The sequence below is a fragment of the Shewanella vaxholmensis genome (assembly GCF_031932135.1).
GTDB lineage: Bacteria > Pseudomonadota > Gammaproteobacteria > Enterobacterales > Shewanellaceae > Shewanella > Shewanella hafniensis.
This window is the reverse complement of record NZ_JAUOEV010000001.1, coordinates 223837-247938: the sequence shown is the minus strand read 5'-3', so window position 1 is coordinate 247938 and position 24102 is coordinate 223837. Positions and strand designations below refer to the sequence as shown.

General features: G+C 46.3%; 18 protein-coding genes. 7 read left to right on the top strand and 11 right to left on the bottom strand.

Annotation, left to right across the window (positions count from 1 at the left end):
- Positions 1-126: 126 nt before the first annotated feature.
- Positions 127-888: a substrate-binding periplasmic protein gene (locus Q4Q46_RS00975; RefSeq protein WP_311905002.1), complete on the bottom strand. Its 762-nt coding sequence runs from the start codon at positions 886-888 to the stop codon at positions 127-129.
- Between the two features lie 400 nt (positions 889-1288).
- Here Q4Q46_RS00975 and Q4Q46_RS00970 point away from each other — a divergent pair, with 400 nt between their 5' ends.
- Positions 1289-1813, top strand: a complete 525-nt coding sequence (locus tag Q4Q46_RS00970; protein ID WP_311905001.1) for a DUF3087 domain-containing protein — start codon at positions 1289-1291, stop codon at positions 1811-1813.
- A gap of 100 nt (positions 1814-1913) precedes the next feature.
- On the opposite strand, the gene Q4Q46_RS00965 is transcribed toward Q4Q46_RS00970, so the two are convergent.
- The gene (locus Q4Q46_RS00965; protein ID WP_311897907.1) at positions 1914-3455 is read right to left on the bottom strand and encodes an MFS transporter; all 1542 of its coding nucleotides are present in this window, start codon (positions 3453-3455) and stop codon (positions 1914-1916) included.
- A 400-nt stretch (positions 3456-3855) separates the two neighbouring features.
- Between Q4Q46_RS00965 and Q4Q46_RS00960 the strand changes: the two genes are divergently transcribed.
- From Q4Q46_RS00960 to Q4Q46_RS00940, 5 genes are all read left to right on the top strand, one after another.
- Entirely contained in the window at positions 3856-5211 is a 1356-nt protein-coding gene (locus tag Q4Q46_RS00960) for an MATE family efflux transporter (RefSeq protein ID WP_311890067.1), read from the top strand.
- A 482-nt stretch (positions 5212-5693) separates the two neighbouring features.
- Entirely contained in the window at positions 5694-7205 is a 1512-nt protein-coding gene (gene bdpA, locus Q4Q46_RS00955) for a BAR domain-like protein A BdpA (RefSeq protein WP_126491460.1), read from the top strand.
- A 210-nt stretch (positions 7206-7415) separates the two neighbouring features.
- A complete protein-coding gene (locus tag Q4Q46_RS00950; protein WP_311905000.1) occupies positions 7416-7781 on the top strand; it encodes a glyoxalase superfamily protein in 366 nt (121 codons plus the stop codon).
- An 87-nt stretch (positions 7782-7868) separates the two neighbouring features.
- A complete protein-coding gene (locus tag Q4Q46_RS00945; RefSeq protein ID WP_071939135.1) occupies positions 7869-8378 on the top strand; it encodes a hypothetical protein in 510 nt (169 codons plus the stop codon).
- A 343-nt stretch (positions 8379-8721) separates the two neighbouring features.
- Entirely contained in the window at positions 8722-9069 is a 348-nt protein-coding gene (locus tag Q4Q46_RS00940; protein WP_063882654.1) for a hypothetical protein, read from the top strand.
- A 157-nt stretch (positions 9070-9226) separates the two neighbouring features.
- Here the strand turns inward: Q4Q46_RS00940 and Q4Q46_RS00935 are convergent, their stop codons facing one another.
- The 7 genes from Q4Q46_RS00935 to nadK form a co-directional block, all read right to left on the bottom strand.
- Positions 9227-10405, bottom strand: coding sequence for an AAA family ATPase (locus tag Q4Q46_RS00935; RefSeq protein WP_311904999.1), 1179 nt, complete (start codon positions 10403-10405; stop codon positions 9227-9229).
- Between the two features lie 349 nt (positions 10406-10754).
- On the bottom strand, positions 10755-11324 hold the full coding sequence (locus Q4Q46_RS00930) for a LutC/YkgG family protein (protein ID WP_006085146.1): 570 nt from the start codon (positions 11322-11324) through the stop codon (positions 10755-10757).
- 1 nt (position 11325) lies between these two features.
- Positions 11326-12723, bottom strand: coding sequence for a lactate utilization protein B (locus Q4Q46_RS00925; protein WP_311904998.1), 1398 nt, complete (start codon positions 12721-12723; stop codon positions 11326-11328).
- A 10-nt stretch (positions 12724-12733) separates the two neighbouring features.
- Entirely contained in the window at positions 12734-13477 is a 744-nt protein-coding gene (locus Q4Q46_RS00920) for a (Fe-S)-binding protein (protein ID WP_006085148.1), read from the bottom strand.
- A gap of 301 nt (positions 13478-13778) precedes the next feature.
- Positions 13779-16583 (bottom strand): FAD-binding and (Fe-S)-binding domain-containing protein, encoded by a 2805-nt coding sequence (locus Q4Q46_RS00915; protein ID WP_311904997.1) that lies wholly within the window; start codon positions 16581-16583, stop codon positions 13779-13781.
- 76 nt (positions 16584-16659) lie between these two features.
- A complete protein-coding gene (locus tag Q4Q46_RS00910) occupies positions 16660-18303 on the bottom strand; it encodes an L-lactate permease (protein ID WP_261273381.1) in 1644 nt (547 codons plus the stop codon).
- An 827-nt stretch (positions 18304-19130) separates the two neighbouring features.
- Positions 19131-20009, bottom strand: coding sequence for an NAD(+) kinase (gene nadK, locus Q4Q46_RS00905; RefSeq protein ID WP_106651138.1), 879 nt, complete (start codon positions 20007-20009; stop codon positions 19131-19133).
- Between the two features lie 100 nt (positions 20010-20109).
- Here nadK and grpE point away from each other — a divergent pair, with 100 nt between their 5' ends.
- Positions 20110-20730 carry a nucleotide exchange factor GrpE gene (grpE, locus tag Q4Q46_RS00900; RefSeq protein ID WP_311904996.1) on the top strand — a complete coding sequence of 207 codons (621 nt, stop codon included), beginning with the start codon at positions 20110-20112 and terminating at the stop codon, positions 20728-20730.
- 69 nt (positions 20731-20799) lie between these two features.
- Here grpE and Q4Q46_RS00895 read toward each other — a convergent pair.
- Positions 20800-22022, bottom strand: a protein-coding gene (locus tag Q4Q46_RS00895; RefSeq protein ID WP_311904995.1) for an IS3 family transposase whose coding sequence is annotated in 2 segments (ribosomal slippage) — positions 20800-21674 and positions 21674-22022 — 1224 coding nt in all. Because the reading frame shifts where the segments join, the coding sequence is not laid out codon by codon here.
- A gap of 211 nt (positions 22023-22233) precedes the next feature.
- Positions 22234-24102, bottom strand: coding sequence for a 1-deoxy-D-xylulose-5-phosphate synthase (gene dxs, locus Q4Q46_RS00890; RefSeq protein WP_311904994.1), 1869 nt, complete (start codon positions 24100-24102; stop codon positions 22234-22236).

Below are 24102 nucleotides of genomic sequence, written 5' to 3'. Positions count from 1 at the left end.
CGATTAACTGCTCACTGACTTTCCCATCGCCCTTTATTACACATGTGAGCATAGGTTAGGCGGGTGCTAATAAAGTTGCAGCGGTCGTACATGAAGGAACAGTCGTGCATGATCAGTCGCGCCGGCTCAGTAAGGCAAGGTTACGCGATATTCTTGGCCGAGTGTCGTAAAGGTGCCATTTTGGATCATGTCCTCGAAAAAACGGTCAAACCTTTGTCTTAAGGGATCGAATTTCGCCTGCTTCGGAAATGCCATATAACCGTCTTGGACATCGATTATCGGTGTGATTGGGGTAATCGCCTTAGGGATTTTGATTTGGGCGAGCACGGCATCGGTATTGCGGCTGTTTGTGGCGAGTAAATCTAAATCACCCCGAGAGAGGCGTTCTATCCCGCTTTTAATATCGACAAATTCATTGATATTAAAAGATTTAGTTTGTTCATTAAACGTCGGGCCATAACTCCACCCCTGCATCTTTCCAATCCGTTGACCTTTAATGCTGGCATAGTCGCCATTCCAGACAATTTCATGGCCTACACGGGCATAGAACACCATATTATCGCGGTAAAAGGCTTTCGTCGCAAAAGCCAAGTTTGCTTCACGCTCTGGGGTATCGTAGGGACCAATCAGAATATCCGCTTGGCCACGTTCGACCATAGAAATGGCACGGCGCCAAGGGGTAATCTGATAGTGAATGTTCACACTTTGCTGCTGGGCAAAGCGATTTAAAATATCGACACCTAAGCCAGTATATTCGCCATTGGGTTGTAGTTCGAAAATTTGGCTGAAGCTTGTACCCACGGCCAGCAGGTCTTTGGCCTGCGCAGTCAAGCAAAGGCTGCTGAGCGCCAAAAGGACGACTTGTGCAAAGGCTTTGCTGAGTATCATGGCATTCCTTGTGTGGTTTGAATGCGGGAACTTAAGGCACGGTATCTTGTAAAAGGCGGCGATATCGTTAGGACATTCACTGAAATTAAGGTTAGCAAATTTTACCCTGATTTGGGCGCACGTTAACATTTTAATGTTTTGAGATAAACGCAAGATTATTTTTCATACGCTGAATCGCAAGGGCATTAAGCCGTTGTTCTTCAATTGATACATCATCCTATCCTTCAGACTGTTTAATGATACCTAAAGGTGTCAATTTGTATCGCTTGCGGGTGAGGATGAGAAATGTATTTTAGCTATGCGTTTAAATCAGTTAAGGCCGAATAAAGGGGATTGCGGTATGCTCTGCGATTAATTGATTGATACGCCAACGCTAGGCGGCCTATTTGAGCGGGATGTTATGAAGCTGCAGGAAATAGATAAAACCTTGTACCGTAAAAACATGAATTTATTCATCGTAATTTTAGTTGTTAGCTTAGTCGTGCTGTCACTGATTTTTGGAGCTGGGTTGATTGCGCTGTTTGGTGCGACGCCTGTGCCGGGTGAGCCTACAGGTAATTTCCATTTGAATCTCTTAGGGGTGATTTTCAGTCTGGGTCTGTGTAGCGCAGTGATTTACAACTTGAAGGACAAACCTTTCTTCAGCGAAATTTATTATGTGTGGCAATTAAAGCAGCTCCATAATCGTATCTATCGCAAGTTGATAAAGATTAAAGCCGCTGCGGCGCAAAATGATGTGAATGCTTTGATTATATTGCTTTTTTATTACACCAGCTTAAGACAAGTGTATGTACTCGATGATAATACGCTGACCTTACCGGCACTGACTCAAGATCTTAATCGTTTGAATGCGCAAATCGAGAGCTTAGGCCTATTGCTTTCGCCCGAACAATTTACGCCTGAGCTGCTGACGCGTCCTTTCTGATACTGATAAGGCAAGATGAAGATCGCTCCTCACCTTGCCTTTATTTAGGCCTTATCTTGTCTTTATCGCCCTTACCTCGAATGAGGTTAGCGAGTCCCGCTTAGGCGGCTTGCTGGGCTCTTTGCAGTGTGAGTAACCACTTACCATAGATAAAAATCCCCACCGCTGAGATAGTCCCTATGGCGGCGATGATGTACCACGCCATGCCAATGTTATGGCTGTGGTACAGCAGTTGGGTGAGTTCCTGGGCGCTTTCACCTGTGTAGCTCACCAAGGTAGTAAAGGCTTCACCTTGGGGAATGGCGCTAACCTCAGTGCCGTTCATGCCGCGCTCTAACAATAAATCCCGCGAAAACAATTCTTTCGATGCATAAATTTCATAGAGTTTAGGGCCAAAGTAGCCTTCTAATCCCCAGCCGATCCCTTGGGGTAACATCACAAAGCCCAAGTACATGGCTTTTTTACCTTCGGGCGCTATGTTGCCCATAAACTCATTTTTCTTCGGGCTAATCATCATTTCGCCAATGGAGAACATAGCGATCGCGAGCACGATAAACCAAGCCGCATGGAAGGCGCCGATAAACACAAAGGCCAAAATACTCAGCAAACAACCAACAAACATAGCAGTTGTGATGCGGTATTTAGCCGTCAGTGCGGCGACGATAAAACAGCTGGTCATGATCATGCCGGCATTAAGGTTGAGCATGCCTTCTGGCATCACCTTAGTGCCTTCGTTATTGAGGCCAAGCCAAAATTGCAGAATGCCGTTACTGGTGCCTTCGCTGCCAAAAAGGGATGTGACGATTACGCTGGTATCGACCCATTCGGAAATATGGATAGGCAACACATCGAATAGGGCATTGTACAAGAACCAAAAGCCTGCAAATACCAACATGTAGTAGATCACAATCGGCTTTTTCAGCTCACGCCAAGCATCACGCCACAGGGCTTCTTGTTTGACTTCACCTGACTTGATTTGTTTATTACGCTCTAGTCGCTCGGCTTTGCCTGGTTCTGTATAGGTCAGTAAAAATAAGAAGTTGAGTGAGATAATCGCGGCGCAGGCGAAAAACACATTGTCCCACGACAATTGGCGCATATGTACGGCCACTAACGGCCCGAGGAAACCGCCAATGTTGACGACTTGGTAAAAAATGCCCCAAGCCATAGAGGTATTATTGCGATTAGTGGACAGCACTAAGGTGCCTTGAATGCCCGGTTTAAATATCCCAGTACCGATGGCGAGGAGTAATGCGCCAGCAAGAAAGCCCCAAAAACTGGGGAAGAATGCCATCACCAGATAGCCAAAGATTTTAATGATGGTGGAGCCAAAGATGGTTTCTTTGTAGCCGACGCGGTCAGAAATGCCACCGGTGAATACAGGCACAAAAGTTTGCATGATCGCCCAGAGGGAAATAATAATGCCGTAGTCGCTTAGGCTGATCCCAAGCCCGCCCGCAGACTCAGGCGCTTTAGCGTACAGTCCTGCACTGGCTTTGACGCCGTAGTAAGCGATACGCTCGACTAACTCCATCCCGCCGACCAGCCAAAACACATAACCTAAGCTAGTAATGGACGCCCACATACCGAGCTGTTTGACTTCCCGCAGGTCGTTGCCTGCATTTGGACTATTCTGACTCATGTCCTTCCCTTATTATTGTTATTGAATTTTTTATTAATTAAGCCATTAATTATCAACATCTTAAATTTTTATAGTTAATAATTTTATCTTACTAAAATACGTGAATAGGCTTGCTTGAGCTAATACTTTACCTAATTCGGCCTTAAACGCCAAAAAAGTAGCAAAAAATGATGAGTTAGCCTACCTCTGTTATTGGACTGTGCTCGGTTTGTCATTTGACTGAAATTGGACTGTTTAGACTTAAGTCATTGTGATGATTAATCTTTGTGGTTACATCTTCATACTTAACTTGCTTTGAGTTACGGCTGATTTTAGGTACAATCCATTGTCGCATTTTTGTTCACCCGATCATTTTTCTAAATAGATACGACTCTTGCCCCCTTTTTTGTGAGAAACGCTAATGACAGCAATAACATCTAATCATGCTCCTGCGGATATGAGCCTGCTCGAGGAGCCGATTGCGAAGCTTTTTTGGCGCTATACCATACCCACCATCGCCTCTATGTTGGTGACGGGCGTCTATGTGACGATTGATGGCATCTTCGTTGGCCACTATTTAGGTGAAACTGGGCTGGCTGGGATGATGTTAGCCTATCCAGTCGGCGCTATTTTGTATGCGATTGGCGCCATGATCGGCATGGGTAGCGCGGCATTAGTGTCGATCAATCTTGGTCAAGGTAATGTGGCTAAGGCCCGTAAATTGCTCGGTAATGCCTTTAGTTTGTGTTTATTGGCGGGAGCCATTTTTGCCCTCATTGGTGGGATATTCTCGCGGGATATTTTGATCGCCCTCGGGGCGCAGGGGGATATTCTCGAAAACGCCAACGAATATCTGTTCTGGTATTTTGCCCTGTGTCATTTCCCCATTATTTCAATGACCTTCACCACATTGCTGCGTAATGATGGTCGGCCATCCATGGTAACTTGGGTGCTGATCTTGGGCGGTGTATTAAATACTTTCTTAGATTGGCTGTTTATTGTGGTCTTCCCCTTTGGTTTAGCGGGCGCTGCGATTGCGACCATGATGTCGCAGGCGGTGACTGGGCTTTTGTGTTTGCAGCATTTTTTCAGTCCTCGGACTCAGTTGAGGATCGACCTTGAGCAGATGAAGCTTAAGCTCGACAATTGCTTGAACATAGCCCGCGTGGGTTTACCCAGCTTTTTGATGAACCTTTATTTGTCGATAGTGTTAACCCTGCACAACACAGCTTTTTTGTGGGTGGGCGGCCCCTTACACGTGGCAGCCTATGGCGTAGTCAGTTACACAGAAGCATTCTTCTATTTGATTTTCGAAGGTATCGCCCTCGGCACGCAGCCTATATATAGCTTTAATGCGGGAGCAGGGCGTTTCGACCGTGTCAAGCAAGCACGCAATATTGCCTTTGGCATGACGCTACTCACCGCAGCCTTGGGCTTAGCATTGATTTATTCTCGCCCTGATTGGTTAGTGTATTTGTTTGCCGGTGATAATCAGAACCTAACGCCCGTGGCGATTGAAGGGATGCGCTGGTATTTCTGGGGCTTGCCGATGGAAGGCTTAATCTTAGTCGGTGCGAGTTTCTTCCAAGCGATTAATTGCTCGAAACAAGCCTCTATGCTGACCGGCGCGAAACTTATCCTGATCGCTGCGATTATCTACTGCTTCGCTTGGATGTTTGGCGTGATTGGTGTGTGGGTATCGCTCGCAACCTGTAGCACTATTCTGACGATATGGATGTTCTACGCCATGAAGCGAGTCGAGGCTCGGCTGCAATAACTCTGTTTTGTTCCAGTCTTGTCTGTGCCTGCTTTTTTGCGTGCGCTGATGATGAGGGAAGAGGGCAAAAGAAGGCAAAATAAGCGGCCAGACAAGCGGGAAGAACAGAACCAGAATAGCGGACATAAGTAGCTAGTTTTCCCTGAGTTTCATAATCAATTTTACAATTGATTTCACCATTAAGTTCACTATTGTTTTCAGTATCGGGGCGATTCATGGCACCGATTGCTATTCAACTGCTATCTTTCTGCGCCAAACATGACTTAGGGCTAGCGTGGGATGATGGCCTCTGATACATTTCGCTGGTTTAATCTGCTATCAAAAATGACGCCTTCAAGCGGGCGGTTTTTTCGAGGTCACAAGCCTCATAAAACAAGTCTAATTCGCTTTGAAGCTTAGGTCAGTTGATCGTCGATATAACTGGGTATTGAGCCGAATGACTCGCTCGTTGATTTTAGTAATTTATGTTTTATGAGGCCCTTATGCGCACCACTGCAGTCATTTCTATGCTGTTGCTTGGCGTGTTAACCACAGTTAATGCCAGTGCCAAAGAGAATGAGTTAGTGTTTGCCAGCGACTTTGAAGGCAATCGTTTATCTCAACCTTGGTCGTGGATCATGGGTTGTCAATTTGAAGGCGCAGAACCCCACAGTGGTGAAAGTGCGCTGTTATGTGCCGAAGGCAATAGCAGCATAGTCAGCAAGTACCCCATTTCTGAAGCGGGTCTGTTGGAGTTTTGGGTTAAAACCCAAAATACTCAAACCCAGTATCGAATCAATGTATTAACCTCACCAGTATTAAAGCTCGATGCCCAGTGGCAGCATGTTGCCTTAATCGATATCACTCCGGGTGCGAACGAGTATTTAGCACACAGAGTCTCTATCGACGATCCGAGCCGCCAGTATATTCGCCTCGACATTGAGTCCATTAATGGCCCCATCAGTCTGGACGATTTGAGCTTAGATAAAATTCGCCTCGATATGGCCCTGCAAAAAAATGAGCAGAAAATTATCGGCGGGATTTTAGATAAGCTTAAAGCTGACAAGAACTACGAAGTGCAGTCTGAGTCGTTCCGCACCTTAGGTAAAAATTACGCCGCCCAGCTTGAGAGCCAAAGACAATACCTCGAATACTCGAATGCCATCTATTCCAGTATCACCTTTGTGTTGGCAACCTCTGAGCGCAACAAGATGTCTAACCCTATGGGATATAACACCTTTAGGTCGGTGCTATCCGACACTAAACGTGTGGCATCACCTATCCAGCAGGCACGCTTAGGCTCTATGGTGAAACCCTTTGGCGACTTGGCCACAGCGACCTTAAATGTGGTCAGTGCCGGTGCTTATTCCGCCTTTGCCGAACCTTTTAAATCATTCTTGGCCGCGACCTTCGATCGCTCCAACTATGACAACAGCGACTTGAGCCGTAGCGATAAAAAGTTTGCTGAAGAAAATGGCCTGAAAATTTATCAGCAGGCCGAACGCTTTATGTCTGAAATCGAAAAAGAGCTGCAACAAGTCACGGCACTAGACAATGATTTAGTCAGCATGCAGAAGAACTTAGATACGTTCCGTAAGGATCTCGATAAGCATCTACGCAGCTATTTACAGCATGCCGGCATTGCCCGCACGCCTGAAAACTACAGCCGAGTGATGAGTAAAGACGAGCAAACCCGAGCACTTGTGATAACTGAGGCCAGTGCCAATATCAGCGCCAAAGCCGAAGCTTTATTGGCTTCGAATAGCAATGCTGAACTGGTGCAGTACATGATTAAAACCACTGAAAAAATTGATGAATTTCAAGAATTCAAGGAGCGTTTTAACCAGATCACTTCGGCCATGCTAACCTTCTACGACAAATTTGAGCGCTCAATTGCCACTGAGCAAAACCCCTTCACCGACCCAAGCGATCGTGCCGTATGGGAGCAACACGCCCAAAGCGCCCGTAATTACATTCGCCAGTCGAAGGAAGCGTTCACTAAAGCCTTTATGTAAAGGATTGTTGTAACAACATCGACTGAGCTTTTTTCACCGAAATGGCAGCGCAAATCTTTTTCGCTGCCATTTTTTATATCCTCATTTTGCCAAAGCGCTCGTTTAATAAGCCATTTTAATCTGAGCGTGTTGTGGGTAATCCTAAAGTGCATTATGTTGTCGATCTAGAATAGTTAGTTGTTTGGTTTTATCAGTGATGGAGTTGTTGACATGGAGTTTCAGGCTATCCCAATTATGCGGATTTTTGATGAAGATAAAGCCAAAGAGTTTTATCTTGGTTTTCTTGGCATGGAGTTAGATTGGGAACATCGTTTTGAAGAGGATTACCCTATTTATATGCAAGTGTCGCTTGGCGATTTTGTTCTACACCTAAGTGAACATTCCGGTGACTGCACGCCTGGCAGTAAGGTTTTCGTTAATGTCAGCAACCTAGATAAACTTTTTACACAAATTACTGCAATGCCATACAAATATAATAAGCCAAGCATTGAAGAGGCAACTTGGGGGGCGAGGTGTTTCACTGTGACAGATCCATTTTCAAATAAGATATTGTTTAATGAATCATCGGATACATAACAAACAAATGTTGTCGCCAGCAAAAAGTGCCGGCTGCAACGTCAACCCGCCGCGCAGCTTTTCGTGCTAAATCTGGGCGTTAAATGTATGCATATCGAACGCACATTTTTCTATTACGAAAGAAGCCGTAAACAACAAGCCAAAGTGCTCGTTTTCAATATGCTATTTTTGCCGCTTATCCTTTGGCTTATTTGGATGTTGATTTCAAAAAATGAGCCTTTTTATGACGAATTCTTGTTTTATATAAAATATATTGTTGTTGGGTCAGAGCTTGTACTATTGTTGCTAGCAGCATGGTTACTTACTCATCCGGCAAAATTTTATATCAAGCTTACAAATTCTGAGTTGAGCTCATTTCATCCTACTTTTAAAGAATGGACGTTCAGCGTCAATCCGCAAGACATTATTGAAATTGAACACAGTACAGATATAGGCGCAAACGCTAGCCTCATTTCAGTGAAAATGAATAATGGTTCATCAGTTTTATTGAGTCCCAACTATCCATATAAGCGAAGCGAACTATACGATGCATTGCGATTGGTTAATCCAAATATAAAAACGCCCAAGAACACTTGGTCGTTCCCTTATAAAAAGTAAAAAATCAATTATTGACTGGCCTGGCTTAAAAATGGGATGTCATGTCCTGCAACTCACTGTAACCTTGTTTATCCAAATCAATCACTGCCCATTTGTTTTATTGGGTGGGTTAGCATGTTTAAAATACACCATTTTTTAATGAGTTAGTTCATCTTTATGCATCAGCTTTAGCCCTTCAACTTTTAATGACTCTAATTTAAGCAATTTTTGCTCGTACAAGTTGTAGACAAACCAAAAGTGCATTATGTTGTTGATCTAAAATGGATGGCCAGATTTTTGCGTTATTCAAGTAGCTCAAATCGCTCACTACGTTTCGCTAATCATTAGAACTTAAGGTCAAATTATGCAAACTGTACGTGGTTTAGAAATAAGCCAAAAAGTATTACTTGGTGAAGAAGCGTTTATCAAATATAAACGTGAAAATAGAAAATGGTACGCAATCTTGTGCATGGCTCTAGTTTCCATTTTTATCATGGTTGCCTTCGCCATTATCAATAAAGAGTTGGAACTTGGGATTTACATAGGAGCCTTACTGTTTGTGTATTGTATTCCTTTAGGTGTATTAGCATCCAAAAATAAAAGTAGCCCTGCCATATGGGTTTTATTTACTTTATTTTTTACACCAGTTTTGGGTTTCGTTTTTTCTCACGCTTTAATGACAAGAAAAGGTTTCAAGCATGAGTGGCTTTAAGCTCTGATGAATACAAAGACACCAAGCGCTTTATAGTGCAGTTGTTAACTTCTGACTATGCTTGGGTTAAGCATTAAACAAGGAGGTTTGTATGCCGCACCCTCGCAGAACTCAGATAAGTGTTGAAGACACTCCCGTCGATTACAGAGGAAGAGGGTTACACTGGCTTACAACACACACCATATCTTAAGTTCGCTCTACGATGGAGTTCATAGATTTCACAACCTAACAATGGCTCAGTTCTATTAAGCACTGCGCCAAAACGTTCAAAGTAGTCTTCATTAACTTGTTTTGCACTGATAAGTGGTACTTCAATACTGACATCTACACGACCTTTACGTATCAACGCAGGGTCAAGATTATCAAGATGATTTGTGGTCATTATGACAAGGCAGTCATCAAGAGGAATGACGCCGTCTAACGCGTTGAGTACGCCACCTAAAGTGAGTGGTGGGTTATCTACATTGCTTTCAGCAGTACGTGATACCGTAGCCTTTACACAGTCACAGTCCTCTATTAACAACATAGCTCCGGGCGCTACCTTTCTAATCGCCTTATGAATAGTGGCATCATTGACAGTCGATAGATTCAATATGTATAGATCGCGATGATACTCAACCGCTAAGGCCCTCGCTATACCCGTCTTACCTGTGCCCGTTTTTCCATGTAGTAATATGGTTAGCTTACTGACAACCGATTTTCCCCGACTGGCGAAGTTATCAACTTCCCTCATCAGCTCCTGCTTAAACCCTTCATCGAGCACCAATTCACTAAAACCCGATGATTTCAATGTGCCATAGCGACACCATTCGGTTTCCTCGAAGATATTCACTTTTGGCTCAGTAGAGATGTCCCCACGAGTGTCTTCTAAAAAACGATGTAGTTTATCTTTTGCCCACAAGGGTGCACTTACAGTAATCGTATCGTATGCCATAGTACTATCGACCTTAGTACGGCTAGCCAACATGAAACAACCAGCGTATTTAAACAGGTGCATACCGTAGCCAATAGACTTAACACTGACACGCCCGTCGTAACTCGCACTATAGTCAAAGTACACAGCCTCAGAGATAGAGCGTGAAAAAAACGGAATAGTAGTATTACTGATCAAAAAGGACAGTTTATTGAATACCTCTGTGCGCGCCTGATGGCTATCGTCGATAGTGAGCCGCAAAAACAGTAGGCAACTGAGCCAACTTAACAGCTTCGCGGGGACATCTTTTAGCATGTAGCCTACTAGCCCAATTAACGTAAATGTTAATACTCCAACAATGACAGCCGTCAACAAAAGATCGCCATTGGTGAGCGCCTTTATTTGTAGTAATACCTCGTTCATTTACCCACCTCTACTATAAATGCCTAATGGAGATAGTCGAGAATACGACCAGCCGCGTCGAGGAGACTCGCAAGGTATCCTCAGCATTGTGCTATCGCACCTGGTTAAAGCGACTTGATAAAGATCCTCTACTTATCACTAACGATTGCTTTAGGCTGCGGGGCTCATCAATGAGCTGGACAGCGCGGCCTTGCATCCACTGATTGACTTGCACAGCATCCGTGTTTAACAGCCCGTTCGCCATCTGATGCTAACGTTTAAATAAGAAAGCCGCCAAAAAAGGTCGGCTTTCGTGTTTCGATTGTCCCGTAACCTTTGTGTTTTCTTGGTTACATTAAATCTTGAGGTATCAGAGCAAATACACGTTCAAGCTGCAGGCGCCGTGAGCACCGACGACGAGGGCTTGTTCGATATCGGCGGTTTTTGAGGGACCCGCGATAAACACCCCGAACTCACCTGAGGCTAGCGTGATTTCTTTTGCCGCTTGATGCATGTTTGGCACAATTTTATCGGTTGGCAGGGCTAAGATCAGGTTTTCACAGATAAAAGGTGTCACTCTGTGGCCTAGATTCTTATTGTTCACCCAGATGGCGCCGTTTTCGGCAACGCCAATTTCACCTGGAATGACCGCATAATCTATGTCTTTTAGCTCATGGGCGGTGGGGGGAACTTCGCGGTTTGCCGTTACGCCATCAACTAAAGAGATCACCTGCAACCCTTGGGCGATGAGTTCATCGACTTTGGCTTGTAGGGCTTGGACGCCACCATCTTTATGCAGCGTACCCGCGACCGTATTGAGGTTAGTCTCAAACTGGCCGACGAGGTTTTCGAGCCTTGGCGTCACTTCTATGCTTGGCATAGGATGATTGGTTAAGGCCGACAGTTTGAGCGCATTGAGAATTTCAAGTTTACTAGACATCTTATAGGCTCCTGTGTTTCTTAAACCAAGCTTCGAAGCTGGAGTTCGGGGCGACGGGCAGTTCACGGTATTTACCCCATGCACCGCTAAAGGGCTTTAACAGACTGCCCGGTAGAATGCGCAGCGCGGTTCTCGCCACACTCATAGAGCAATTCAGCATGGTTTCACTTGCCATAAATTTACCTACTAATGGCATATAACTATTTTTGCCATAAGGGAGTTTTCCGGCTTCGGCCTTAAGGCGTCTGTGGTGGAAAATAATCTTATCGAGCGGCACTTTTGTTGGGCAGACATAGGTACAGCTGCCGCACAAGGTACAGGCCCAAGCAATCGAGTTAGTGTCATCAATCTTAGCGCCTACAGCGATACCAATGGGGCCTGGAATGGTGTAGTTGTAGCTGTAACCGCCGGAGCGACGATACACAGGGCAGGTATTGAGGCAACCACCACAACGGATACACTTCAATGATTCTGCAAGGATTTTATCCTTAAGCATCTCAGTGCGACCATTGTCGACAATAATAATATGCATCTCGCCAGCAGGCTGTGGACCACGGTAAAAGGCGCTATAAGTCGTAACAGGTTGACCCGTAGCGTTACGTGCTAAGGTACGCAGCAAAACGGCGGCACTGTCCACATCGGGCACCACTTTGTCGATCCCCATTGAATGCAACTGCAGTTTAGGCAAGTTAGCCCCCATGTCGGCGTTGCCTTCGTTGGTACAAACCACCACGGCGCCTTTGTCAGCAATCGCCATGTTCACGCCTGTCATCGCTGCATCGGCAGTAAGGAATTTTTCTCGTAAATGTGCGCGGGCGGCACGGGTTAAATACAAGGGATCGGCTGCCCCTGCTTTAGTGCCGAGTTTCTCATGGAAGAGGTCGCCAACTTCTTCTTTTTTCATGTGAATAGCGGGCACCACTATGTGTGATGGCGGCATTTTGGCGAGCTGAATAATCCGCTCGCCCAAGTCAGTATCTATGACTTCAATACCACGTTGTTCTAAGTACGGATTGAGGTGACATTCCTCGGTCAGCATTGACTTAGACTTCACTAATTTTTTGACATTATGGCGCGATAAAATGTCATGCACGATACGATTATGTTCGGCGCCATCTTTTGCCCAATGGACTTGTATGCCGTTGGCGATACAGTTTTGCTCAAAGGTTTCGAGGTATTGGGCAAGATTTGTGAGCGTATGGAGCTTAATTTCTGAGCCTAACTGACGCAGCTGTTCCCACTCTGGGATACTACCCGCGGCGCGGTCGCGTTTTTCTCTGAGCATCCACAGCGCTTTTGAATACCAGTCGACACGGGTTTCGTCGCGGCAGAAAATATCGGCTTTATGGGCATGGACCTGTGAGCCTTGACTAGCATCGTGATTATGATTGTAAGCCATGGTGAGTCTCCTAAAGCGCGGCGTTCAGCACTTGCGCTATGTGGCGAATTTCAATCGGCAATTGCTGTCTGCGGATCATGCCATCGAGGTGCAACAGGCATGAAGGATCAAAACCTACGACATACTCTGCACCCGTTGCCGCGTGGGCTTGGGCCTTGTCTTTGCCCATTTTGGCTGACACTGCGCCCTCATCGACGGCGAACGTACCGCCAAAGCCACAGCATTCGTCACGACGGTCGGGATAGACTATGTCTATACCCGCAATATTGGCGAGCACGGCTTCGACTTTGTTAAATCTTGGCCCCATCTGCTCGCTTGGTGTCGCAAGGCTTAACATGCGAATACCATGGCAACTCAGTTGCAGGCTTACCTTGTGCGCGAAGGGCTTGGTAAAGGCGGGGATCGGCGCGATATCGTGTAAAAACTCTGTCAGTTCATAGAGCTTGTTGATCACAGCTTGCGCTTCAGGGCTGCTATCAAACTCGTGGAAGTTTTCTTTGGCGGCCACTAAGCAAGAGGCGGCTGGGCAAACAATAGCGTCGCATTCCACTCCCTTAAAGGCGTTGAGCAATTTAAGGGTGGTACTGCGCGCTGCATCGAAGCAACCTGAGTTTGTCATCGGCTGGCCACAACATGTTTGACCCGCGGGTAGAATCACTTGGTGCCCAAGTTTCTCTAATAATTCCAAGGTGGCAATAGCAACCTCTGGCATCATTTGATTGACTAGACACGGGATGAAAAGGGCGATTTTCATTGTGTTTTCTCTTTCTTGTTAGTGAACGACATTGCCTTGCACTGTGCCCCCAAAGTCCACACAAATGCTAAGGTAGTTGATCAAATATAGGCCTATCTAAAGTAAATAAGTAGCCCTAATTTAGTAAATGAGCTTGTAGATTTTTGCAAAAATGAGAATAATTTAAGTTTATGATTTTAATTGCTTTATTATGGTTTGATTTTGTAATTTAACTACAAGTTGAAGCGTGTCGGCCGATAAATGAGAATAGTTGTCTTCTAAAGAAAAACGGGGCTACTTTGAGCCCCGTTTAGTCAGTGTTTTAGCGGCTGCACTCTTCGAGTAGATAAGCCAAATGGCGATAGGAAATGCCACTGTGTTGAGTCAAACCGACCTCACACATACGGTTGGCGTAATAGCCTTCCTTAATCTCGACAGGAATGAGCTTTTTGATATTACGCAGTGCACTGGCGTTGATTTCTGGTTTATACAAGCCTTTTTCACCCGCGTAACCACAGCAGTCAATTCCCGCAGGTTTAAGCACTTGGGCTGAGCAAGCATCGGCAATCGCCTGCATCTTAGGCTCAAGTTTCATCTTGCGGGCGCTACAACCTAAGTGCAGTGCTACATTGACTTTTTTGCTGATGTTGAGCTTAGTTAGCAAGTTGTCGTGCATAAACTCAACTAAGTCGATAATTTGTACTTTGGGGTTACCCGTGAGGGTGCGATAGGTACAAGACAGTGCATCGACGACCACAGGCAACTTGCCGCCGTTGGTCATTTTGCTCACCGCATCGATAAGCTCTTGGCGTTTGGCATCGGCATTTTTAAAGTCGCCCTTAGACTCCCACATTTGACCACAGCACAAATCGCGGGTCTTTTCAGGGGTAATCACGTTATAACCTGCGCGTTCCAGCAGGGTGACGACGACTTCGGGCAGAGTGCGGTTATCGGGATCTTTTGGCGTTGGGCCAAAGGTTCTGCCGCCACAAGCAGGGAAGTAGACCACAGTTTCTTGGCCCACTTTTGCAGGGGAGGGGTTTGGCAGTTTGCCGCCTTTGGGGAAATCCGGATTCCAATAGGGCACTTCTTTTGAAATCAAACGGCCGGTTTTCATTAGCGCATTGGTGATGCCATCGCCAGTGATTTTATGGATAACCCCGAGCATGTCAAAACCTGAGCTGATCACTTGGTTGACCGCGCCAAAATGTTTGGCTTGGAAATCTAAGACTTTTTGCTCAGTGGTCGTGATGTATGGCGTGCGCAACTTACGCACCAATTGGCCCATGCTGTTGTCAACCGGGCAGGCAATAGTACAAAGCTGACAGGCGGCGCAGGTATCAACCACATCGTACTTAGCGGCGGCGCGCATTTCGGCTGCGGCGGCTTTATCACCGGATTGCTCTAAGCGTTCGATTTCACGCAAAGTGGCGATACGCTGGCGCGGCGAGAAGTTCAGCGCCGATGTTGGGCAGGTTTTTTCGCAGAAACCACATTCGATGCACTTATCGACAAAATCATCGACCACAGGGCAGGGCTTGATGTTTTTAACGTGGACATTGCTATCGTCGTTGAGGATAACACCTGGGTTTAAGATACCATTAGGATCAAACACTTGCTTGATACTTTTCATCAGGGTGTAGGCATCTTGCCCCCATTCTTTTTCGACAAACGGCGCCACAGCACGGCCGGTGCCATGCTCGGCTTTCATTGAACCGTCGTACTTATTAATCACCATATCGGCAATATCGTCCATAAAGGCATGGAAGCGGTCGATATCGGCTTGGGTAGAGAAAGTCGGCGTAATAATAAAGTGGAAGTTACCCGCTAGGGCATGGCCATAGATACAGCCTTCAGGGTAACCATGTTTATGGAAAAGCTCAGTAATATCGTGTGCTGCTGCCGCTAGATGCTCGAGTTCGAAGGCTACGTCTTCGATAATGACCGAGGTGCCCTTTGGCCGCTCGCCACCCACAATGGGGAATAAGCCTTTACGCATTGCCCAATACTTGTCACAAACTGCTGGGTTAGTACTAAATTCCATTGGGCGAATAAAGTCAAAGCCGGCGAGTTTCGCGGTGACATCTTGGGTATAAGCCTCGAGGGTTTGCGCGTCATCGGCACGGGATTCGATAAGCAAAATAGCGGATAATGCGGGCAATTCCGATAACCAGTCCGGCATACCAGGCTTACCCGTTACCGCTTTGATGGATGGCCAGTCGAGGAGCTCCGCCGCTGCAACGCTCTCTCCGTTAATCAATGGAATAGCGCGGGCGGCATCTTCCATATTGTGGAATACGGCCATGGCCGAGGCTTTAAATTTAGCCTCATTGACAGTGTTGTAGGTGACTTCGTTAATGAAGGCTAAAGTACCTTCCATACCCACCATCAAATGATTAATGATGTCGAAGGGATCGGTAAAATCGAGTAACGAGTTGATACCATAGCCAGTGGTATTCTTGATGGAATATTTTTTACGAATACGCTCCGCCAATACTGGATTATGGCGAGTCATATGCGACAGTTCTTTTATCGCATCGAGCATTTTGCCGTGGGTTTTGGCAAATTCTGCCTTTGATTTCTCACAGCCAGTATCGAGCTCTGTACCATCGACAAAAAGCAGCTTGGCTGAGGCAATCGTTTGGTAGCTGTTTTGGGCCGTGCCGCAGCACATGCCGGACGCATTATTGGCGACAATACCGCCAATCTTAGCCGAGGCAATGGTCGCAGGATCGGGGCCAATTTTGCGGTTAAGTGGCGCCAATACGGCATTGGCATCGGAACCAATGACAGCGGCACCTAAGGTAATTTGTTTGGCATCGCTACTGACTTCAATCTTTCTAAAACCATCATGACCAAGAATGAGCAGTATGCCCTCACCGATAGCTTGGCCCGATAAACTGGTGCCCGCTGCTCTAAAAGTCACGGGCGCATTATGCTTCCTGGCTACCGCTAAGGTCTGTTTAACTTGCTCTAGGGTCTCGGCATGGACTACGACTTCTGGGACGATTCTGAAGTAACTCGCATCGGTGGACCAAGCAAAACGACGGACGGGATCATCCGTGACAGGGTGGTCGCCTAATTGCACTCTTAGATCATCGATGACCAATTTGTAGTTAATCGACATTGCATTGCTCTCTTTGTAAACTGACAGAAGTCGAAGTCATAGGTAGTGACTTCGACTGCTCAATTAAATCAATGAATTAGAAACCACCCCATAGGGTTGCAATAGTTCCTGCCAATAGGGCATAACCGATGGCAACCGGCATAGTCTTACGGATAATTTCTGATTCTCTACCCGCCATACCCACCACAGTGGCAGCGGCTACCACGTTCATTACGCACATCATGTTACCGGCGTTCGCACCTATACCTTGTAGTGCCAAAACCAATGTGTGGTTCATGCCAACATTGTCAGCCACACTGTATTGCAGACTGGAGAACATCATGTTCGAGAAAGTGGCTGAACCCGATAAGAAGGCACCAAAAATCCCTACTATAGGCGCCACCCATGCCCATACCGCCCCCATTGACTGGCCAAGCATATCGGCTAGGGCAACTGGCATAGAGGCAAGACCTGCACCATTAGCACCTGAGTTTAAGAAGATTTTCACCATAGGCACCGAAGCACCTAATGAAATAATGGTGGGTAACATGGACTTACATGACACACCGACCGTTTGCTTAATCGCAGGGCTTTTCATTTTGAACAGGAAGAAACCGAGAATACACACGGCGACGAAGAAGGCGCCTGGGGCGTATAGCGTCGCGAAGCTGGCCTTAAGTTCGGTGCCCATTAAACCTGTCCAGCTGATATTGAAGCTTGATAACCAGGCTTTAAGCGGCATAACTGTACGAGATAACACCAACAGCGCAGCCATGATGATATAGGGCGTCCAAGCGGCTATTTGTGAGAATTTGGCTGTGGCTTCAACCTTGACTCCCTCTTGACTGTCATTTTCGGCAAAATCATTCCAAGGGGTTTTAGGAAGCAAATAACCTTTGCGCGCAACAGGGATCACCAGTGCCATACCGATTAATGCACCGATAACCGCTGGGAATTCAGGGCCTGCGAGGTAGTTGATGATCCATGCGGGGACAGTAAACGCAAGACCTGCAAAAATCGCAAATTTCCAAATCGCTAAGCCTTCCTTAAAGGATTTATTGCGACCAAAGAATCCGGTCAGCATAGTCACCATGACCAGCGGGATTAATGAACCTGTGATTAAGTCGATAGTGATCATATGCATGACGATATATTGCGCGTAACCAGCATAGTTACCGCCATGTGCCGCAAATTGCTCCGCAGCCATGCTTACGCCACCTTGGATCAGACCCTGTTCCATCCCAAAGAGCACAGGTAAGCCAATCGCTCCAAATGATACGCAGGCTGAGTCGGCAATCAAAGCAACAACCGCAGCGGCAACCGGTGGTACGCCCAGCAGTACAAGCAGTGGCGCACCAATCGCGGCGGGTGTACCAAAACCGGCACTACCTTCGATAAAGGCGCCAAACAACCAACAAATGATAATGACCTGCACACGGGCATCGGCACTGATGTTAGTAAAGCCCGCACGGATGGTATCCATCGCACCTGAGTATTTCAGGGTATTAAGCAGGAATACCGCGCCGAAGATGATGGTTAATGGAGTGATGGCTGATAGCAGTCCCTCGAGGACCGATGCCGCCAGTAATGTGGTATCCATTTGCCAAATAAACACAGCGGCGAGCGCAGTGACTAGCATGGAAATGGGCATAGCCTTTGATGCGGGCATTCTGAGTAATACTAGAAATAGCATTACACTGAGCACAGGCGTCAAGCTGGCGAGGAGTTGAAGTATTGTCATGCTTGCCTCTTCATAAAGTGGTCTGTCTTATTATTGATATTAGAATTTTTCATCTGCCTTCATGTCGACTTCCCAGACCGATAAATCAGCAGTTAATACTGCAACGAGTTATGGTCTCGACATTCTGTGTTGTGTACTAGATGCTATTGTGGGCTTGACTAATATGATCTAGATCATCTTGGCTGCTATATGAAATGCTAATTTACAGTGCTGCGGGGTGCTTCTCTCAGGGGATTTTCTTATATGTGACAATGATCACTTAGACTCTTGGATGTATATCTACTTTGGTTATATAAAATTGAGTTTGTTGTTTTTCTGGTTATTAAAAGTAGAGCTATCACTCATATTTATCGTCATTATTGCAATTAACTGATCCATTTATTTCATTAATAGACTCTTAATGATTTTTTAAGACATTTTTAAGGTGTGATTAAGATCACGTAAGGCGACGCCGTAGAATTAGTGAAATTGCACTGAAGTTTGTCAAGTGATTGTTTGTATTGATTAAATTTATGATTGATAGGTGTTTTTTAATAGTGATGCAGATCACGCTTTTTAAAATCGAAATTTTATTGTGATGTAAGTCACTTAATTAAAATTACTTTAATTTGAAATTAAATAACCGTTATTTAAGTCACTTTCAGTTTTTTGAACAGCGGGATACTTCTCTTTCTACGAACTCAAAAAGAGCTTCTCGTCTTTAGCCGCCATTTTTATGGGAATATTTACAAAATAAAAAAGAGACGGAATACGTCTCTTTAATAGGGTAATTGGGTAAGTTATAGAAATAGGACCCATTATGGGAAATAGGACAAATATGCGCAGGCTTAAAACAACTTGCTGCCCCAGCCTAATTTTGTTCGCAGCACGTGGAAATAATTGTGACCTTTAGGATGAATTAAACGTAAACGTTCAGAGCTGCGGCGCACTATGATTTCATCGCCCGGTAACACGGCTAGATGCACATGGCCATCACAGCTGACTTCGAGGTTCTCGCCATTTTCGGGTGACACAACCATTTTTATCGTGCTGCAGGCATCGACGACAATCGGGCGACACGACAAAGTGTGCGGGAACATAGGCACCAAGATTAGGGCCTGTAAATTAGGCGTCAGGATAGCGCCGCCAGCGGAGAGGGCATAAGCCGTCGAACCGGTTGGCGTTGACACTATCATGCCGTCGGCACGCTGGCTGTACATAAATTGATCGTCAATGTAGACCTCAAACTCAATCATGTGGGCAATTTTACCCGGATGGAGTACGGCTTCGTTGACGGCGGTATTGCTCGCCTTGAGCATACCGTGGCGATAGACTTCGGCTTCGAGTAAGAATCTGTGCTCGGTATCGAACTCACCGTCGAGTACCTTAGCGAGGGCTTCTTCAAAGGCATCGGGCGGCAGGTCGGTTAAAAAGCCTAAATTGCCGCGGTTAACGCCAATCACGCCTAAATCGAAGCGGGCTAATACTCTAGCTGCGCCAAGCATGTTACCGTCACCACCGACGACTATGGCTAAGTCGCAGCGCGCGCCAATTTCTAGCAAATCGACCGCCTCGATATTGGGCCCTAGTTCGGTAGCAACACGCTCTTCCACTAAGACTTCAAAGCCTTGCATTGTCAGCCAATGATGCAGACGTTTTAAGGTTTGATTGGTCCCTTGGTGATGAGGTTTGCCGATAAGGCCGATAGTATGAAACTTTGTGGTCATATTTATGCTAGATCTGGCCTTAGGCCTTGAAACGTCAAAATTGATCCCCATAATATGCCCAGAGTATTTCAGAAACAAAGCATTTTTAGCTGGAGTGAAAATGAGCAACGAATCGATTAAAGCAGAACAGGATCTGATCCAAGAGGGTGTAGAGTCTGAAGTATCTACCGCAGAAGCAAGTCTGATCGATGAGCTTACCCAGGCCAATTTCCGTATTGAAGAGCTGGAACAGTTACTCGCTGAAGCTTTGGCGAAAGTTGAAGAGCAGAAGGATTCAGTTATCCGCGCCGCAGCCGAAGTCGACAATATTCGTCGTCGTGCCGCAATGGATGTGGAAAAGGCGAACAAGTTTGCCTTGGAAAAGTTCGTCAATGAACTTTTGCCAGTGCTTGATAACATGGAGCGCGCATTGATGGGGACTAACCCTGAAGATGAAGCGACGAAAGCGATTTATCAAGGTGTTGAGTTAACTCAAAAAAGCTTACTCACTGCGGTGGCTAAATTTGGTGTTAAGCAGATTGATCCACAAGGTCAGTCATTTAACCCTGATCAACATCAAGCGATTGGTATGCAGCCAAGTGCCGAGTTCCCTGCGAACACTGTGATGTTGGTGATGCAAAAGGGTTATGAGCTGAACAGTCGCTTGCTGCGCCCTGCTATGGTAATGGTGTCACAGGGTGGCCCTAACCAAGAAAGCGCAACGATAGATATCGAAGCTTAAGCTTTATTGGATCAGCCGCTGTTATAACAGACATGTCTCGTCCTGAAATAAGTTGACACTTATTTCTACCTAAAACGCCTGATGAACCTCATCGGGCGTTTTATATTTTAAGGCCAAATGTGGCCGTCGTTGATTATATATGGCGACCGCTTCTGCCACCATCTGTCGCGCCTCATCCAGCGTTGCTGGCTTATGTGTTAAAAACTCCTGCTTCAATATGCCATTTACGCGTTCTGCTAATGCATTTTGATAGCAGTCATATCCGTCTGTCATTGAGCATGTCACACCATGATGTGTGTGAACCGCTTGATAAGCGTTTGAGCAGTATTGTATTCCTCGATCTGAGTGGTGTATCAGCGGTTTATCTTTATCTTTGTCTTGCCGCTGCCTCAGTGCCTGTTTGTACGCTGTTAGCACACCATCTGTTTTGAGATTATCATCAACATGATAGCCCACGATTTTTCGTGACCAGGCATCGGTCACCAGGCTTAAGTAGGCTTCATTATTTTGCAGTGGCAGATAGGTAATATCAGCCACCCAGACTTGCTCTGAGCGAGTGATGTCCACTTGTTGCTCACTGGGCTTTAGCAAGTTGGGATGACACCTAAATCGATGATGACTGTGAGTCGTTTTGTGGTACGCCCGTTTAGGTGCGACCAACAAACGATGCGCTCTGAGGCTGCTAAATAACCGGTCTCGCCCAATCACTATTTGATGTGATTTATTCAGTAAATACTGCAACTTGCGTGTACCTATTCGTGGTTGAAATAACCGTTCATATTGCACCGTTTGCAACACGTGTTGCTCCCTCTGCTCTGATACTTTTTGCCGCTGACATTGCTGATAATACGCCTGACGGCTAATCCCGAGGTAGCGACAGCATTGGGTGACGCGATAACCTATGGCCGTTTTTTCCTGGAGCGTTTCGCTCGTGGCTTTTTTACGACAGAAATCCCGTAGTCAGTTCTAAGTTTTTCGACAATGGCTTCGAAGAACGCGGCTTTCATGCGGGTATCTTCAAGTTCGGCTTCGAGTGCTTTTATCTTTTGCTCGGGAGTGAGTGTGGTGGGCTCAGTCATTAAATGTCCTCGCATTGATGTAGATGGTGTTCCTTGGGACCAATCCAGTTTTCCATGTTTGCGAAGCCAAACTAACACGGTGGAACAACCTTGAATACCGTACTTGTCTTGGGCCTGCTTATAAGTCAGCTCGCCTTTTTCCACTTGGTCGACAACGGCCAATTTAAAAGCGAGGGAATAATCACGTTGAGTTCGTTTAATTGTTGAAGTCATTACACTCTCCAAAATGAGTTTGAAAAGTGTCAACGCTATTTAGGACGGGTCAACAGCAACAAAAAAGGACTGCAATTGCAGTCCTTTTTTTTATGGGCGGAATATGTGCAAAATATTGGCGGAATCTATATTGGTAAGACTTTGTATTGGTAAGACTGAGCACCTTACCGAGATAAGCTAGTTCTACCTATTCCGCCAACTATTGAGCCATTTATTGCGCTAGATAAGCATTGATTTGCGCCAGTATGCCTTCGGCATCCAGTTGCAAGTCATGGGTAACTTCCTCGGGTGAGCCATGTTTGATAAATTCATCAGGCAAACCAATCTGAAGCACGTCCTTGGGCATTCGCAGCTTTTGAAGCTGTTCAAGTACGCCAGTACCTGCGCCGCCCATGATGGCATTTTCTTCTACAGTAACGAGCACTTCGTGGGTTTGCGCCATCTCTTTGACTAAATCAACATCGAGCGGTTTTACAAAGCGCATATCGACAACCGTTGCATCTAAGCTTTCGGCAGCGGTTAACGCCGAGGCTAACAAGGTGCCAAAGTTGAGAATGGCAATGCGCTTGCCCACACGTTTGATCACGCCTTTACCAATCGGTAATGCCGTCATCGCTTCGACTTGCGTTGCTCCCGTGGCACTGCCCCTTGGATAACGCACTGCACTTGGACCCGCATCATAGCAATAGCCAGTGTAGAGCATTTGACGACATTCATTTTCGTCCGACGGCGCCATGATCACCATGTTGGGGATGCAACGCATAAAGCTTAAATCGAATGCACCTTGGTGAGTTGGACCATCGGCACCGACAATACCGCCGCGATCGATAGCGAACAATACCGGTAATTGCTGTAGCGCCACATCATGAATAAGTTGATCGTAGGCGCGTTGCAGGAAGGTCGAGTAAATCGCCACCACAGGCTTAAAGCCTTCACAGGCAAAACCTGCTGATAGGGTGACGGCATGCTGCTCGGCAATCGCCGCATCGAAATATTGTTTCGGGAAACGCTGGGAAAACTCCACCATACCCGAGCCTTCGCGCATCGCAGGAGTAATGGCTAATACTTTCTCATCTTGCTCAGCGATGTCGCACAACCATTTGCCGAAGACTTGGGAAAAGGTCGGTAAACCGGGTTTGGTAGCCGGCTTTTTAAACAGCGACGGGTCAAACTTAGGTACCGCATGCCAACCGATAGGATCTTTTTCAGCAGGTTCATAACCACGACCTTTCTTCGTCATGATGTGCAGCACCTGTGGACCTTTAAGATTGCGCATATTACGCATGGTCTCGACCAGAGCATCAACATCGTGGCCGTCGATAGGACCGATATAGTTGAAACCTAACTCTTCAAACAGGGTGCCAGGAACGACCATGCCTTTGAGGTGTTCCTCAGTGCGTTTGGCCATTTCTTTGATGACGGGCATGCCTTTCAATACTTTCTTGCCGCCTTCGCGCAGCGTAGTGTAGAAACGGCCTGACATCAGTTGGGCTAAATGGTTATTGAGGGCGCCGACATTTTCAGAGATCGACATTTCGTTGTCGTTCAGTACCACGAGCATGTCATTGTGTAAGTCGCCTGCGTGGTTCATGGCTTCAAACACCATACCACCAGTCATGGCGCCATCACCGATCACGGCAACGACTTTACGACCCGCTTGTTCTTTTTCTGCGGCAATCGCCATCGCCAGTGCGGCGCTGATAGACGTGCCTGAATGCCCAACGCTGAAAGTGTCGTATTCACTTTCTTCACGCCATGGGAAAGGATGCAAGCCATCTTTTTGGCGAATGGTGTGCATCTTGTCGCGACGACCCGTGAGAATTTTGTGGGGATAAGCCTGATGGCCCACATCCCAAATTAGCCGATCAAAAGGGGTGTTGTAGACATAGTGCAACGCAACAGTGAGTTCCACTGTGCCGAGCCCAGAGGCAAAATGTCCGCTGGATATGCCAACAGACTTAAGAAGGAACTCGCGCAGTTCGTCGGCTACTTGTGGTAAAAGTGCCTGAGGAAGCTGGCGGAGTTCATTAGGGGTGTTGGCCTGCGCCAACACGGGAAACTGAGAAATGTCCAAACTCAT

Coding starts and splice junctions, on each gene's coding strand:
- Q4Q46_RS00975 (WP_311905002.1), bottom strand. CDS start 888: ATGATACTCAGCAAAGCCTTTGCACAAGTCGTCCTTTTGGCGCTCAGC.
- Q4Q46_RS00950 (WP_311905000.1), top strand. CDS start 7,416: ATGGAGTTTCAGGCTATCCCAATTATGCGGATTTTTGATGAAGATAAA.
- Q4Q46_RS00920 (WP_006085148.1), bottom strand. CDS start 13,477: ATGAAAATCGCCCTTTTCATCCCGTGTCTAGTCAATCAAATGATGCCA.
- Q4Q46_RS00930 (WP_006085146.1), bottom strand. CDS start 11,324: ATGTCTAGTAAACTTGAAATTCTCAATGCGCTCAAACTGTCGGCCTTA.
- dxs (WP_311904994.1), bottom strand. CDS start 24,102: ATGAGTTTGGACATTTCTCAGTTTCCCGTGTTGGCGCAGGCCAACACC.
- Q4Q46_RS00935 (WP_311904999.1), bottom strand. CDS start 10,405: ATGAACGAGGTATTACTACAAATAAAGGCGCTCACCAATGGCGATCTT.
- Q4Q46_RS00960 (WP_311890067.1), top strand. CDS start 3,856: ATGACAGCAATAACATCTAATCATGCTCCTGCGGATATGAGCCTGCTC.
- Q4Q46_RS00940 (WP_063882654.1), top strand. CDS start 8,722: ATGCAAACTGTACGTGGTTTAGAAATAAGCCAAAAAGTATTACTTGGT.
- nadK (WP_106651138.1), bottom strand. CDS start 20,009: ATGACCACAAAGTTTCATACTATCGGCCTTATCGGCAAACCTCATCAC.
- Q4Q46_RS00915 (WP_311904997.1), bottom strand. CDS start 16,583: ATGTCGATTAACTACAAATTGGTCATCGATGATCTAAGAGTGCAATTA.
- bdpA (WP_126491460.1), top strand. CDS start 5,694: ATGCGCACCACTGCAGTCATTTCTATGCTGTTGCTTGGCGTGTTAACC.
- Q4Q46_RS00970 (WP_311905001.1), top strand. CDS start 1,289: ATGAAGCTGCAGGAAATAGATAAAACCTTGTACCGTAAAAACATGAAT.
- Q4Q46_RS00945 (WP_071939135.1), top strand. CDS start 7,869: ATGCATATCGAACGCACATTTTTCTATTACGAAAGAAGCCGTAAACAA.
- grpE (WP_311904996.1), top strand. CDS start 20,110: ATGAGCAACGAATCGATTAAAGCAGAACAGGATCTGATCCAAGAGGGT.
- Q4Q46_RS00910 (WP_261273381.1), bottom strand. CDS start 18,303: ATGACAATACTTCAACTCCTCGCCAGCTTGACGCCTGTGCTCAGTGTA.
- Q4Q46_RS00965 (WP_311897907.1), bottom strand. CDS start 3,455: ATGAGTCAGAATAGTCCAAATGCAGGCAACGACCTGCGGGAAGTCAAA.
- Q4Q46_RS00925 (WP_311904998.1), bottom strand. CDS start 12,723: ATGGCTTACAATCATAATCACGATGCTAGTCAAGGCTCACAGGTCCAT.